Here is a 15,304-nt window from a genome sequence, read left to right on the forward strand (position 1 = left end):
CGTAATTCTTAGCGTACTTTGCGGTTAAATAATATTTAAAACATGAAAAATTTAAAAAGAATAAGCTTTCTCCTGGTTGTAATGACTTTTATAATCTCTTGCGCAACTGCCAAAGACAGCAGTAAGACAGTTTCAGGAAAAGTAGAATCAATTGAAGGCGGTAAAGACGGCTACACAGCAAAAATCAATACAGCTCAAAAAGAAGTTTATTTTGCTACAATCAGTATCGTAAACGTGGGCGGACCGCAAAATTACAAACAAGTAAAAATCGGTGATGAAGTCTCAGTAAAAGGGGAATTCTGGAAAAGTGAAGATGAAAACCATATTAAGGTTACGCAGATTATTTCTGTAAAATAAATTCAATATTAAATATTTTTCAAACCATTAAGAGATTAAGTTTGTTAAGCTTTATAGCTTGTTTTCTTAACTTCTTAATGGTTTTGTATTTTATTCTTAATGAACTTCGAAATTAAATTTGTGTAACAAAGAGAACTTAATTTTCTTAATCTCTTAATGGTGAAAAAAATTATCGAATGCTATCGTGCGCATGAGTTTGCACGCCATTATTCCATAAAGTAAGAATATCTGTAGCAACAGCAGCACCGCTTCCTGCGGCGATTGCTAATTGGCTTCTCCAGCCTGCTAAAGTTCCAATTGCATAAATACCCTCAGCAACTTTATGATCTTCGTTTTTAAGTTGAATGCGGTGTTTTTCTGGAAGTGCTTTTTTATGAGGTTCAACAAATTGCATTAAACCCTCAATGTCAAAAGTATTGGCAGAACCGATTCCGACAACGATATTTTTTGTTTTATAAGAGTTTTTATTTGTTGTTACAGTAAATTCTGGAAATTGCCCTTCCACTTTAATTACTTTTTCATTTGGAATTTGAGTAATGTGAGGGTAAGTCGTTGCCAAATCCTGCGTACTTTCTGTAAGTAATTCAGAGCCTAATTTTCCAGGTGTAATACCATAAGCATTGTAGAAAATTGCTTCTTGTAGAGAAGAATTCTTTTGATGTGTAAAAATTCCGATTTTCTTATCGGTAACAAAAGCTTTATTTTTAGCAGAGCCTAGAACGAGTGCACAAGACATTCCTGATACGCCTCCGCCAATAATTAAAACGTCAAACATTATTATCTGCCGTTTGTTTTTTCTTCAATTCTTTTTGAAATTCTAAAAATCAAAAGAATCAATACGGCGCAGAAAGAAGCGACGATTCCAATAAAAGCTACCATGCTGTCACCCTGAAAAGGGTTTTTAAAGTCTAATAGCGTAATATTAAACACAATTAAAGCTAATGCCAAAAGCACTAATATTGAAGTAAAAATTTTCATCTGGTTGTTTTTTGTTTAAAATAATTAAAGCAAAACCTTTTAAAAAGAGCTTAAAGTTTTGTTTTTAGAAATTTTACGGGGTAAAAGTATAAAAATAAATGTTAGACAAACAAACCTTTAACATTAGCAGCGAATAATTTAACAGCAATCGCTAAAAGTATGACCCCAAATGTCTTGCGGACCACGCCTAGACCGTTCTCGCCTAATAAAGTTTCAATTTTCTTAGATGATTTTAAAACAATGTAAACCAGTATGATATTCAATAAAATGGCGATAATAATATTGATGGTATGAAATTGAGATCGAAGTGATAATAAAGTGGTCATGGTTCCGGCTCCAGCAATCAGTGGAAATGCCAACGGAACAATTGAAGCAGATCCTGGTTCTTCATCACGATATATTCGGATTCCTAAAATCATTTCCAAAGCAAGAAAGAATAATACAAAAGATCCGGCAACGGCAAATGAATGTACGTCGATGCCAATCAAATTTAATAATCCCTCTCCAACAAAAAGAAAAATAATCATAATCATACCTGCGACTAATGAAGCTTTTTCTGAGTCGATGTGACCTACTTTTGCTCGTAAATTGACAATAATCGGAATTGATCCTACAATATCAATTACTGCAAAAAGTACCATTCCAACTGTAATAATTTCTTTAAAGTCAATTTCTAACATATAGTTCTGATTTTAAGCGATTAATAATTTGGTGCAAAAGTAGGTAATAAAGTTAGGTGATTTTTTCACAGATTGTATTTTTGTTATAAAAACATTGTTTAGATATGTAAAGTGTGATATTTGTAACATTATGATGCTAAAATTATTGATATCAAGAAAAAAGAACGGTTTGTTTTTGAACTTGATTTATTTTATTGTTGTTCTGAACAGGGTATAAAAAATCAAACGTTAAAAAATATAACTTACTGAAAATCAATTGTTAAATTTGTTGTAACTTAAAAAGGAATGGTTATGAAAAAGATGATGTTTGTTATAGTTTTCTTGTGTTTATTGTTTTCGTCCAATAGTTCACAAGCCCAAATCTGGCAACAAATTAAAAAAGCAGCGCAACAAAAAGGCCAAAATGGAAGTGGAGCTGCTGATCAAAATGTAAATATGGAAAATGCCGTTTTAAGTTACGGTAAAAACAAAGTTGATCCCTCGGTTGTGCCGAATTCCTATAATTTCAGCTGGAAATATATAATGGAAATTAAAACCGATGAAGGAAAAGCTATGAATGCAAATTATTTACTGGAACCAAATGCGGCGTATTTTGGAATGAATATTTCTCAGGGACAAGGACAGGATATGTTTATGATTATGGATTCTAAAAACAGTATTACGGTAACTGCTTTTGGAAACGGCAAGGAAAAAATGGCATCAGCTTCAAAAATGCCTGATTATACAGAAATGGCGAAAAAAGAAGGAGAGAAATCAAAATTCACTTTTAAGACACTTCCAAACAAAACTTTTTTAGGTTACAACTGCAAAGGAATTCAGATGACAAGTGATGAATACGATATTATTTGTTATTACACGAGCGAAGCAAAAGTGAGCTTTGGCGATATGTTCAAAAACCAAAAAGGCTGGAAAATGCCCGAAGGATTGTCGAATTATTTTAAACCCGAAGATCGTACCTTATTAATGGATATGACTATGAAAGATTTAAAAAGCAAAAAAGTAACCACAATGAAATGTCTTAGCTTGGAAAAAAGTTCTTATACATTTAATAAATCGGATTATAAATTTATGTAGATAAAATGGTAACATTCTAAATAAGTTGGGTTTGCAAACATATATTGGCGAGCGGTTTTTATTTCCTGAATCTTTGGTTACCTTTGCAAAATGTTTCAATTAGGAAAAACCATAGTGTCAGAGGATATCCTCGAAAAAGAATTTGTTTGTAATTTATCAGCATGCAAAGGGGCTTGTTGCGTCGACGGTGATGCAGGTGCGCCTTTGAGTGAAGCTGAAACTAAAATCCTGGAAGAGATTTATCCGAAAGTAAAACCTTTTTTACGAAAAGAAGGAATTGCTGCAATTGAAGCCCAAGGAACTTGGGTAAAAGGAACCGACGGCGATCTTGAAACGCCGCTTATTGATAATAAAGATTGCGCTTACGTAATTTTTGACGGAAAAACGGCACTTTGCGGAATTGAGCAAGCTTATAATCAAGGAATCGTAGACTGGAAAAAACCAGTTTCATGTCATTTATATCCAATCCGTGTGAAAGATTTTACAGAATTTGCTGCGGTGAATTATGATAAATGGGATATTTGCGATGATGCCTGCTCTTTAGGAAAAGAATTAGAAGTTCCGGTTTACAAATTTGTTAAAGAAGCTTTGATTCGCCGTTTTGGTGAAGATTGGTATTTGGAACTTGAAAAAGTTGCTGAGGAACTTAAAAACTCGTAAAAGTCAAGTGTAAAAAATACCCTTTTGCGAGGGCGTGATTTAACTCAAAAAAATAAAGTTTTGACTCAAAAAAAACTTTTAAAAACAATTTAAAATTTCTTGCTTTTTATTTCAAAAAGTCTATATTCTACGGGACTTCAAGATGCTATTTATGCTTTTAAAGTGTTCATTTGCAATAAATTAATTATTGTATGAAAATCATTTCAAATTTCACCCGTTGTTAAAAACTACGTCGAATTGTGAATAAGTTTGACTTTCATTTTTAGCGATAATTGACAATCTTTGTAGTCTACTGAATTAGTAAAGTTTCAGTATAAAAATTAAACAAAAATTGTCATGTCACAAGTCGAACCAATATTACAAGAAAATAAAAATCGTTTCGTTATTTTTCCAATTAAACATCATGATATTTGGGAATGGTACAAAAAGATGGAAGCTAGTTTTTGGACTGCGGAAGAAATCGACTTGCACCAGGATTTGACAGACTGGAATAACAAATTAAATGATGATGAAAGATATTTCATCAAACACATCCTTGCATTTTTTGCAGCTTCTGACGGAATCGTAAATGAGAATCTTGCTGAGAACTTTGTAAACGAAGTTCAATATGCTGAAGCGAAGTTTTTCTATGGTTTCCAAATCATGATGGAAAACATTCATAGTGAAACGTATTCTTTATTGATTGACACTTACGTGAAAGACGAAGCTGAGAAAACAGAATTGTTCAACGCTTTAGAAGTTTTTCCGGCGATTGCTAAAAAAGCAGAATGGGCTTTAAAATGGATCGAGTCTGATTCATTTGCTGAAAGACTTATTGCTTTTGCTGCTGTTGAAGGTATTTTCTTCTCAGGAGCTTTCTGTTCAATTTATTGGTTGAAAAAACGTGGTTTAATGCCAGGTTTGACATTCTCTAATGAGTTGATTTCTCGTGACGAAGGTGTACATTGTGATTTTGCAGTTCACTTGCATAATCACCATTTAGTAAACAAAGTACCAAAAGAGAGAATCAAAGAAATCATCGTTGATGCTCTTGATATCGAAAGACAATTTGTAACAGAATCTCTTCCGGTAAGTTTAATTGGTATGAACGCGACTTTAATGACGCAATACTTAGAATTTGTTGCCGACAGATTACTAGTAGAATTAGGTTGTGAGCGTGTGTATGGATCAGCGAATCCGTTTGATTTCATGGACATGATCTCTCTTCAGGGAAAAACTAATTTCTTTGAAAAACGTGTTGCCGAGTATCAAAAATCTGGTGTGATGAACACAGACAGCGATGCTCAAAAAATTTCATTTGACGCAGATTTTTAGAACAACAGCATTTTAATTTTGGCCGATTTTATCTAAAGCCATAATTAATATTTACAGAACATTTATTAGGTTGAATCTCTATCACCCAAATCGGAGATTTAATAGCAATTTTAACGGCTTTTCGGTTTGATATTCAAATTGGAAAAGGGCAACTATTGAGAATCCTGTAATTCTCGAAAAATAATTTAAAAACACGCAATGTTTAGGGACTGGAATTCGTTTTCTAGTTACTTTCATTTTTTCAATAACTATAAAAGGTAAGCTTATGTATGTAGTAAAAAGAGATGGCCACAGAGAGCCCGTAATGTTTGATAAGATTACAGAAAGAATCAAAAAATTGTGTTACGGCTTGAATGAGCTCGTAGATCCGGTTAAGGTAGCGATGAGAGTTATCGAGGGATTGTATGATGGGGTTTCTACTTCTGAACTAGATAATCTTGCGGCAGAAACGGCGGCTTCAATGACTATTGCGCATCCTGATTATGCTCAATTGGCAGCTCGTGTAGCAATTTCAAACCTACATTCAAATACTAAAAAATCTTTCTCTGAAACGATGAAAGATATGTATCACTACGTAAATCCAAGAAATGGTCAAGACGCACCATTAATTGCTGATGACGTATTTAAAGTGATTCAGGAAAACGCTGCTTTTTTAGATTCTCACATTATTTACACAAGAGATTTTAATTACGATTACTTTGGTTTCAAAACTTTAGAGCGTTCTTATCTTCTTAAAATAAACGGAAAAATCGTTGAGCGCCCGCAGCACATGTTAATGCGTGTTTCTGTTGGTATTCACTTAGACGATTTAAAATCGGTAATTGAAACTTACGATTTAATGTCTAAAAAGTTCTTCACGCATGCAACGCCAACGTTGTTCAACGCAGGAACGCCAAAACCTCAAATGTCTTCTTGTTTCCTTTTGGCAATGCAGGATGATAGTATTGACGGAATTTACGATACATTAAAACAAACAGCAAAAATCTCGCAATCAGCGGGAGGAATTGGACTTTCTATTCATAACGTTCGTGCAACGGGATCATATATTCGTGGTACAAACGGAACTTCAAACGGAATTGTTCCGATGTTGAGAGTTTTCAATGATACCGCTCGTTACGTAGATCAAGGTGGTGGAAAGCGTAAAGGAAGTTTTGCAATTTACATCGAAACTTGGCATGCTGATATCTTTGACTTCTTGGATTTAAAGAAAAATACAGGTAAAGAAGAAATGCGTGCAAGAGATTTATTCTTCGCAATGTGGACTTCAGATTTATTCATGAAACGTGTTCAGGAAGATTCAACTTGGACTTTAATGTGCCCTAACGAATGTCCAGGATTATATGATGTTTACGGAGATGAATTCGAAGCATTATATACCGATTATGAATTTAGAGGAAAAGGTAGAAAAACAATCCGTGCTCGTGAATTATGGGAGAAAATCCTAGAATCTCAAATTGAGACTGGAACGCCATATATGTTGTACAAAGATGCAGCAAACCGTAAATCTAACCACAAGAATTTAGGAACAATTCGTTCTTCTAACTTGTGTACAGAGATTATGGAGTTTACATCTAAAGATGAAATTGCAGTTTGTAACCTAGCTTCTATTTCGTTGCCAATGTTCATCGAAAACGGAAAATTTGATCACGAAGCGCTTTACAACGTTACAAAACGTGTAACTCGTAACTTGAACAAAGTAATCGACAGAAACTATTACCCAGTAAAAGAAGCTGAAAACTCTAACATGCGTCACCGTCCTGTTGGATTAGGAGTGCAAGGTTTAGCAGATGCTTTTATTATGTTGCGTTTGCCATTTACAAGCGACGAAGCAAAAGCGTTAAACCAAGAGATTTTCGAAACTTTATACTTTGCAGCTGTAACCGCTTCTATGGAAATGGCAAAAGAAGAAGGACCATATTCAACTTTCGAAGGTTCTCCAATGTCACAAGGAGAATTCCAACACAATATGTGGGGAATGAAAGATGAAGAATTATCAGGTCGTTGGGACTGGGCTTCATTAAGAAAAGAAGTGGTAGAGCATGGAGTTCGTAACTCATTGTTAGTTGCGCCAATGCCAACAGCTTCTACTTCTCAAATTCTTGGAAACAACGAAGCTTTCGAACCATATACATCAAACATTTACACACGTCGTGTATTGTCTGGGGAATTCATCGTAGTAAACAAACATTTACTAGAAGACTTAGTGAAACTAGGTTTATGGAACGAAGATTTGAAACAAGAAATTATGCGTCATAACGGATCTGTTCAAAATATTGATAAGATTCCGCAAGACTTAAAAGATCTTTACAAAACAGTTTGGGAAATGTCGATGAAAGATATTATCGATATGTCTCGTCAAAGAGGATATTTCATTGACCAGTCTCAATCGTTGAACTTGTTCATGCAAGATGCTAACTATTCTAAATTGACGTCAATGCACTTCTACGCTTGGCAATCAGGTTTAAAAACAGGAATGTATTACTTGAGAACAAAAGCAGCTGTAGATGCGATTAAATTCACATTGAACAACGATAAAAAAGAAGAAACAGCTCCATCATTAGTTGCAGAAACTGAAGCAATCAGTGTTGAGGATTATAAAGCGATGTTGCTTAAAGCACAAGCTGCAGATCCTGAGGATTGTGAGATGTGTGGGTCTTAATTCCTTTTTTAGAAGAAAGAAAATAGAAGAAAGAGAAAAGATTTATTCTTAATTTATAGAAAGCAGTTATTGTAATGATAGCTGCTTTTTTGTTTCTATGCCAATTTGAGAAATATAGCTTTCGATTTCAAACTTGGCTTGTGTTTGATTGTAATTATTTTTATTCTGATAACAATATCCCCAATAATTCCCCGTTTAAATTATTACCAAAGATTTTTAAAACTTAGCATCTCAATAACTAAGTAACTCAGAAACTTTCTCTAAATTAAACCTTTATGAGAAAGCAAAGTCTTATTGTAATAATTTCTGAATGATGAAAAAAAGCAATCTTTGGTCCTTACGATTAGGTTTTTCAGGAAAACAAGCAACTCAAATTGAGGAATTAGGCTTAGAAAAGTTTCTAAAGCATTCCTATGATTCAAAATTCGATAAAAATCTTCCGTCATTTTTAGACGACGATCCCAAAACACTTATTGAACTTAAAGCATTTAAGGAATTAGTAAAAAATGCTGATTCTGAAGCCAAGAAAAAAATCCTAAAAAAAGAAGTTTATTCCGCTATCGAGTTACGAAGATGGTGGATTGATAAAATGCGGACTGATGAATTTCCGTTGCGCGAAAATATGGTTTGTTTTTGGCATAATCATTTCGTTTCAACTTCTCAAAAAGTAAAAGTCAATTACTGGATTTATCAGCATAATATGATTTTACGCGAAAATGCTTTTGGTAATTTTAAAGAGTTGACCAAACAAATCATCAAATCGAATGCGATGGTAAAATATCTGGACAATGTCGATAATAAAAAAGAAAAATACAACGAAAATCTCAGCAGGGAATTATTAGAATTATTCACTATCGGAATTGGAAATTATTCTGAAAGCGATATCAAAAACGGCGCAAAAGCTTTAGCTGGATTAAATTATGGAGACGAGGGCGCAGTCTACAGACGTTTTTCTGAAGATAACAGCGACAAAACTTATTTTGGAAAAACTGGAAATTGGAAAGCCGATGACCTTGTTGATATCATTTTCGAGCAAAAAAACATTCCGTATCTCATTACCAGAAAAATTCTGAAATGGTTTATTTATGACAATCCGCCGGAGGATTTAGTAACTTATTATGGGGATTACTTCCGAAAGAAAAAATTTGAAAGCGAACCTTTATTGACTAAAATTTTTACAGAAGAATATGCGAAGGAAAATTCGGGAAATAAGATAAAAGATCCTTTGGTTTATATCATTCAGTTAATTGAAGAATTAGAAATAAAAGACTTTGACAATGCCATGATTGCGCTTTTTTTGAGGCAACAAGGAATGGATTTGTACAATCAGGTAAACGTTAAGGGCTGGGACGGCGGAAATTCCTGGCTGACTTCGCAAATCTATTTGCAGCGAAACAATACAGCTGATTTGCTCTGTAGCGGAAGAAGTATCTCGAAGAAAATCCTAAACACAATGAGCAACGTTGATGAGAAACCGAAAGTGGAATTTGAGAAAATTGATGTAAAAATTGATTTTGATGCCACTGGAAATAACAAAACCATTATTTCTGAATTGTCTGGCAGATTGCTTTTCAATGTAAGTGAAGCAGCTCAAAAAGATATGGAAAGCATTTTGAAATATGATTTTGATCCAAAAGAACCGCATGCCAATTTTGCTGTAATCAGATTGTTTAATTACATCGCAAAACTACCCGAATATCAATTAATTTAAAAAGCAGAAATCATGAACAGAAGAAATTTTCTAACCTTGACAGGAACTTTCACAGGCGGAATGCTAATTCTTCCTGATTTTTTGCACGCTTTAGGTTCGCAGAATAATTTAATTATTGGCGAGCAATGCGTAGTTTTTGTGCAATTAAATGGGGGTAATGACGGTTTAAATACGTTTATTCCGTATGATGATCCTTTATATTATGATTTCAGGAGTAAAATTGCTTTAAATAAAGATGCAGTTATTGGAAAAAACAAAGGAATGGCTTTTCATCCTTCTTTAAAAGATTTTGCACAAATACAACAAAATGGAGATTTGACGGTAATTCAAAACGTTGGATATCCGGAACCGATCCGTTCTCATTTTAGAAGCCAGGAAATCTGGCAGACTGCAACCGATTCGAATAAATATAGTAATCAAGGTTGGTTGGGAAGATATCTGGATTTACAGTGCAATGGCCATCAGGCGACAGCCGGAATAAATTTAGATTCAATCGATAATCTGGCGTTGAAAGGAACTGAACCCAATTTTATTACAATTAAAGATCCAAACCGATTTAAAGTAAAATCAGATTTGGAAGAAAATGTAACCTTGTCGAATAATCCGCATTTGGATTTTGTTCGGAAGATTGCCAATTCGGTTACAGAAGGTTCAGACGAAATTCAAAAAGCATTATCAAAATCTAAAAATGAAATTAATTATCCTAAAACAGAATTGTCTAAAAATCTGGAATGGATTTCACGACTGATAAAAGGAAATTTAAATTCAAAAGTGTATTATACCTCTCTCGGCGGTTTTGATACACATGATAATCAAATTACAATTCATGAGAAAAAATTGGCCGATTTGAATGATGCTTTGTACAGTTTTTATCAGGATTTAAAACAAGCGCAATTATTGCAGAATGTGACTATCGTTGTTTTTTCTGAATTTGGAAGACGAGTAAAAGACAACGGAAATGGAACAGATCACGGAACTGCTGCGCCAATGTTTATTATTGGAGGAAATAATAAAGGAGCAATTTTAGGAAATAATCCAAATTTAGCCGACTTGGATAACGGCGATTTAAAATATCAAATCGATTTTAGAAGTGTCTACGCTTCTTTATTAAAAGAAAAAATGAATTTCGATTATACTAAAATCGGGATTTCGAATAAACCAGTTTCAGGATTGTTTTGATTTGAAGATAGCCACAAATTCACGAATTTTATTTCTTAAAATCTGTGTAATTCGAATTAAATAACCACAATGATTTACGCTAATTCGTGAATTCGTGGCGAAAAAAACTCAGCACCTTAGTATCTCATAACCTCATAACCTTTCAAAAGCAATTGTATATATCTCATTTTAAGCCCATATTTTTATATTATCATACAAAACCTGCTAAATTTGTTAAGAAATCCTTTTTTGTTTCATAAAATGCAATCTTTTTTTTGGTGCACTAAAAATAATTTATACATTCGCAGAGAATTTAAAACAAAACACAAACAAAATGGCAAGTAACCGTTTTTATTTTAGCAACAATTTTTATTTCTTCTTTAGTAGAAGTCAGGATTGTGCTATGGTTATTTGAGATCGAATTTTAAGACAAATAAAACTAATATACAATCCTGATGCAAATCAGGATTTTTTTTTGACTATATGACAACGAAAATTGCAATACAAGGTATTAAAGGATCATTTCATCATCAAGTTGTGAAAGAGTATTTCTCTGAAAATGTGGATATTGATGAGTGTTTGTCTTTTGAAGAATTAATCGACAGCCTTATTGCCGGAAAATCTGATCAGGCGGTTATGGCGATCGAAAATTCAATTGCAGGGCCAATTATTCCGAATTATGCTTTGATAGACAAGAATAATTTACACATAATTGGAGAGCATTATTTAAACATTCAGCAGAATTTAATGGCTCTAAAAGGTCAGAAAATTGAAGATATAAAAGAGGTTCATTCGCACCCGATGGCACTTTTGCAGTGTATGGATTTTCTGAAACAATATCCAAATATCAAATTGGTTGAGGATAAAGATACAGCAGAAACGGCAAGAAGAATTCAGGAAAAACAGTTAACCGGAATTGCGGCAATTGCAAGTGAAACGGCAGCTGAAATGTATAATTTAGATATTATTGTGTCATCGATTCAAACGATTAAAAATAATATGACACGTTTCGTAATCATCAAAAAGCAAAATTCATTTTTGCCGGAAAGCGAAATCAACAGAGCATCTGTGAAATTTGAATTGGATCATAAAAGAGGAAGCTTAGCGGCAGTTTTAAATGTAATGAGCGATTGCAAACTGAATTTGACAAAAATCCAGTCGCTTCCAAAAATAGAAACACCTTGGAAATATTCATTCTTCGTAGACGTGACATTTGAGAAATACGAAGATTTTGCAAAAGCCAAAGCATTATTAAACATTATGGCAGAATATTTCAAAGTATTAGGAGAATATAAAAATACAAAACCTTTAAGCGAGTCGTAAGTTATAAAGTCGTAAGTCTTAAAGTCAAAAATAGAAAATTTAAAAAAAGCCTATAGCCTAAAGCTTACGGCCTAAAGCAATAAAAAAATGATTACAACAGCAAAACGATTAGACACAGTTGAAGAATACTACTTCTCATCAAAATTAAGAGAAGTTCGTCAGTTGATGTCTGAAGGAAAATCGATCATCAATATGGGAATCGGAAGCCCTGATTTGAGTCCGTCAAAAGCAGTAATTGAAGCAGTAGCTGCCGCAATTCAAGACGAAAACGGGCATGGTTATCAAAGCTATCAGGGATTACCAGAAATGAGACAGGCGATGGCAGATTTTTATAAAGATCAGTTTGGTGTTGAAGTGAATCCGAATAATGAGATTTTACCTCTTATGGGTTCGAAAGAAGGAATTATGCATATTTCGTTAGCATTTTTAAACGAAGGTGATCACGTTTTAATTCCGAATCCGGGTTATCCGACTTATACTTCGGTAACCAATTTGGTTCAGGCAGTTCCGGTTTATTATGATTTGAAAGAAGAAAATGGATGGGAACCGGATTTTGAAGCTTTAGAAAAATTAGATCTTTCGAAAGTAAAAATTATGTGGCTGGGTTATCCGCACATGCCAACAGGAGCGAGAGGAAGTTTAGCGTTATTTGAAAAATTGGTTGCTTTTGCTCAAAAACACAATATATTATTGATCAATGACAATCCGTATAGTTTTGTTTTGAATGATAATCCGATGAGTTTACTGCAGGTTGAAGGCGCGAAGGAAGTGGCTTTAGAATTGAATTCGTTAAGTAAAACTTTCAACATGGCAGGCTGGAGAGTCGGAATGGTTTTAGGAAATCCTGAAATTATCGATGCGGTTCTAAAAGTAAAAAGCAATATGGACAGCGGGATGTATTACGGAATTCAGAAAGGTGCTATCGCAGCGTTAAAATGTGATAAATCATGGTTCGAAGATCAAAACAAAATTTATAGACGCCGCAGAGAATTAACGGAGAAGTTAGCTGAAAAGTTAAACTGTAAAGTATATAAAGAAGGAGTTGGACTTTTTGTTTGGGCAAAACTTCCAGAAGGAATTGAATCAGCAGAGAAGTTCATTGACGAAATATTATATGAGAAACATATTTTCATTACACCGGGAACCATTTTTGGAAGCAACGGCGAAGGTTATATCAGATTCTCATTGTGTGTGAAAGAAGAAAAAGTACAAGAAGCAATTGATCGATTTTGAAAATTTTAGATATCAGATTTTAGATTGTCAGGCTGAGCGAAGTCGAAGCCCACGTTCCAATTGGAAAGCCCTTCGACTTCGCTCAGGGTGACAAGTAAAAAATCAAGATTTGAAAATTAAAGAAAAAGTATGAAAGTATACGTAATAGGAATAGGATTAATAGGCGGTTCGATGGTGCTGGATATCAAAGACCAACATCCTGATTCGACGATTTTTGGAATCGACAGCAACGAGAAACATTTGCAAGAAGCCATTGATTTAGGAGTTATCGACGAAGCAGGAAGTTTTGAAGATTTGGCTGAAGCCGATTTTGTAATTGTTTCGGTTCCCGTGGATGTGGCGCTGACGGTTTTGCCTAAAGTTCTGGATTTAGTTGGAGATAAAACGATTGTTTTTGAAGTTGGTTCGACGAAGAAACCAATTTGTGATGCAGTTGCCAATCATCCGAAAAGAAGAAATTTTATTGCCACGCATCCGATAGCAGGAACGGAGTTTTCAGGACCTTCGGCGGCGATAAGAGGTTTGTTTAAAGGAAAAACAAATATTATTTGCGAAGTGGAAAAAACCACTTTTAAATTGCAGGAAAAGGCGTTAAAGCTTTTTAGCGAAATAGGAATGAGGATTCGATATATGGATCCGACTTCGCACGACAAGCACATCGCTTACGTTTCGCATTTGTCACACATTAGTTCGTTTATGCTCGGTAAAACGGTAATGAATAAAGAAAAAGACGAACAGGATATTTTTGATATGGCGGGAAGTGGATTTGAAAGCACCGTTCGTTTAGCAAAAAGTTCGCCGGCTATGTGGACCCCAATTTTTAAGCAAAATAAAGAACACGTTCTGGAAACATTAGAAGAATATATTTCAAATCTCAGTCGGTTTAGGGATTTGTTGAAAGACGAAAATTACAATGCCATTTTTGAAGAAATGGAAAGCACAAATAAAATAAAAGAAATACTAAACGGATTAACAACAACTAAAAAGTAAATTAGAATTAAGATGGAAAATAAGAAAGAAATGAGAAAGTGGTTAGAAGATTTCAATTTAAATCACCCACTTGTGATAGCTGGACCATGTAGTGCAGAAACTGAAGATCAAGTATTGAAAATTGCTCACGAATTGAAAGATTCAAAAGTAAGTGTTTTCAGAGCAGGAATCTGGAAACCAAGAACACGTCCAGGAGGATTTGAAGGTGTTGGAGAAATTGGATTAAAATGGTTGCAAAAAGCAAAAGCTGAAACTGGTTTATTAATGGGAACTGAAGTTGCGACTGCGGCTCACTGTAAACTGGCTTTAGAACATGATATCGACGTTTTATGGGTTGGTGCTCGTACAACTGCAAACCCTTTCGCAGTTCAGGAAATTGCTGATACTTTAAAAGGAACTGATAAAATCGTTTTGGTTAAAAACCCAGTAAACCCGGATTTAGCTTTATGGTTAGGTGGTGTTGAGCGTTTGCACATGGCTGGAATCGAGAAATTAGGTGTTATCCACAGAGGTTTCTCTACTTACGAGAAAACAAAATACAGAAACATTCCAGAGTGGCAGATTGCTATCGAATTGCAAAATAAATTCCCTGATTTGCCATTAATCATCGATCCATCTCACATTACAGGAGATCGTAAAATGATTTTTGAAGTAACGCAAGAGGCTTTAGATTTGAACTATGATGGTATGATTATCGAAACGCACTACGATCCAGACAATGCTTGGTCTGATGCTGCGCAACAAGTTACTCCAGACGCTTTGAAACAAATCATTAAAGATTTGACAATCAGAAAAACGGATGATACTACAGATGAGTACAGTCAAAAAATGAAAAAACTAAGAGCTAACATCGATGTTCTTGATGCTAACTTATTAGAGTTATTAGGAAAACGTATGAAAGTAGCTGACGAAATTGGTCAGGTGAAAAAAGATGCAAACGTTGCGATTCTTCAAAACAACCGTTGGAACGAAATCTTAGGCAAAATGATTCTTGAAGGCGAGAAAAAAGGTCTTACTGAAGAGTTTGTTTTAAGAATGTTCAAAGCAATTCACCAGGAAAGTATTGGACACCAGGAGAAAATTTTCAATGCATAATTTTCTCTAAATAATATTTATGGTATAAGTTAATTTAAAATCTTTTGAACTTTGTTTTTAGGTTTTCTTATA

At 34.2% G+C, this 15,304-nt stretch carries 14 protein-coding genes; 11 read left to right on the plus strand and 3 right to left on the minus strand.

Features of this window, described 5'->3' with window-relative positions; all coding sequences use genetic code 11:
* Positions 1-42 precede the first annotated feature (42 nt).
* Positions 43-357 carry a hypothetical protein gene (locus FN795_RS16625; protein ID WP_142451690.1) on the plus strand — a complete coding sequence of 105 codons (315 nt, stop codon included), beginning with the start codon at positions 43-45 and terminating at the stop codon, positions 355-357.
* A gap of 169 nt (positions 358-526) precedes the next feature.
* Here FN795_RS16625 and FN795_RS16630 read toward each other — a convergent pair whose 3' ends face one another.
* The 3 genes from FN795_RS16630 to FN795_RS16640 form a co-directional block, all read right to left on the minus strand.
* A complete protein-coding gene (locus tag FN795_RS16630; protein WP_142451691.1) occupies positions 527-1,132 on the minus strand; it encodes an FAD-dependent oxidoreductase in 606 nt (201 codons plus the stop codon).
* 2 nt (positions 1,133-1,134) lie between these two features.
* A complete protein-coding gene (locus FN795_RS16635) occupies positions 1,135-1,335 on the minus strand; it encodes a hypothetical protein (protein WP_035653375.1) in 201 nt (66 codons plus the stop codon).
* 101 nt (positions 1,336-1,436) lie between these two features.
* On the minus strand, positions 1,437-2,015 hold the full coding sequence (locus FN795_RS16640; protein ID WP_142451692.1) for a MarC family protein: 579 nt from the start codon (positions 2,013-2,015) through the stop codon (positions 1,437-1,439).
* A gap of 291 nt (positions 2,016-2,306) precedes the next feature.
* On the opposite strand from FN795_RS16640, the gene FN795_RS16645 reads away from it, so the two are divergent.
* The 10 genes from FN795_RS16645 to FN795_RS16690 all read left to right on the plus strand — a co-directional run bounded on the left by FN795_RS16645 (position 2,307) and on the right by FN795_RS16690 (position 15,232).
* The gene (locus FN795_RS16645) at positions 2,307-3,089 is read left to right on the plus strand and encodes a DUF4412 domain-containing protein (RefSeq protein ID WP_167498091.1); all 783 of its coding nucleotides are present in this window, start codon (positions 2,307-2,309) and stop codon (positions 3,087-3,089) included.
* A gap of 90 nt (positions 3,090-3,179) precedes the next feature.
* Complete coding sequence (locus FN795_RS16650; RefSeq protein ID WP_142451694.1) at positions 3,180-3,749, plus strand: DUF3109 family protein; 570 nt, start codon at positions 3,180-3,182, stop codon at positions 3,747-3,749.
* A gap of 336 nt (positions 3,750-4,085) precedes the next feature.
* Positions 4,086-5,063 (plus strand): ribonucleotide-diphosphate reductase subunit beta, encoded by a 978-nt coding sequence (locus FN795_RS16655; RefSeq protein WP_142451695.1) that lies wholly within the window; start codon positions 4,086-4,088, stop codon positions 5,061-5,063.
* A gap of 265 nt (positions 5,064-5,328) precedes the next feature.
* Positions 5,329-7,722 carry a ribonucleoside-diphosphate reductase subunit alpha gene (locus tag FN795_RS16660; protein ID WP_142451696.1) on the plus strand — a complete coding sequence of 798 codons (2,394 nt, stop codon included), beginning with the start codon at positions 5,329-5,331 and terminating at the stop codon, positions 7,720-7,722.
* A gap of 310 nt (positions 7,723-8,032) precedes the next feature.
* A complete protein-coding gene (locus tag FN795_RS16665) occupies positions 8,033-9,433 on the plus strand; it encodes a DUF1800 domain-containing protein (protein WP_244289994.1) in 1,401 nt (466 codons plus the stop codon).
* A gap of 12 nt (positions 9,434-9,445) precedes the next feature.
* The gene (locus tag FN795_RS16670; protein WP_142451697.1) at positions 9,446-10,612 is read left to right on the plus strand and encodes a DUF1501 domain-containing protein; all 1,167 of its coding nucleotides are present in this window, start codon (positions 9,446-9,448) and stop codon (positions 10,610-10,612) included.
* Positions 10,613-11,074: 462 nt separating this feature from the next.
* On the plus strand, positions 11,075-11,914 hold the full coding sequence (locus tag FN795_RS16675) for a prephenate dehydratase (protein ID WP_142451698.1): 840 nt from the start codon (positions 11,075-11,077) through the stop codon (positions 11,912-11,914).
* Positions 11,915-12,001: 87 nt separating this feature from the next.
* A complete protein-coding gene (locus FN795_RS16680; protein ID WP_142451699.1) occupies positions 12,002-13,147 on the plus strand; it encodes a pyridoxal phosphate-dependent aminotransferase in 1,146 nt (381 codons plus the stop codon).
* Between the two features lie 129 nt (positions 13,148-13,276).
* Positions 13,277-14,137: a prephenate dehydrogenase gene (locus FN795_RS16685; protein WP_142451700.1), complete on the plus strand. Its 861-nt coding sequence runs from the start codon at positions 13,277-13,279 to the stop codon at positions 14,135-14,137.
* A gap of 12 nt (positions 14,138-14,149) precedes the next feature.
* A complete protein-coding gene (locus FN795_RS16690; protein WP_035653393.1) occupies positions 14,150-15,232 on the plus strand; it encodes a bifunctional 3-deoxy-7-phosphoheptulonate synthase/chorismate mutase type II in 1,083 nt (360 codons plus the stop codon).
* The last annotated feature ends 72 nt before the right edge of the window (positions 15,233-15,304 follow it).

The organism is Flavobacterium resistens, from assembly GCF_900182645.1.
GTDB classification, from domain to species: domain Bacteria; phylum Bacteroidota; class Bacteroidia; order Flavobacteriales; family Flavobacteriaceae; genus Flavobacterium; species Flavobacterium resistens.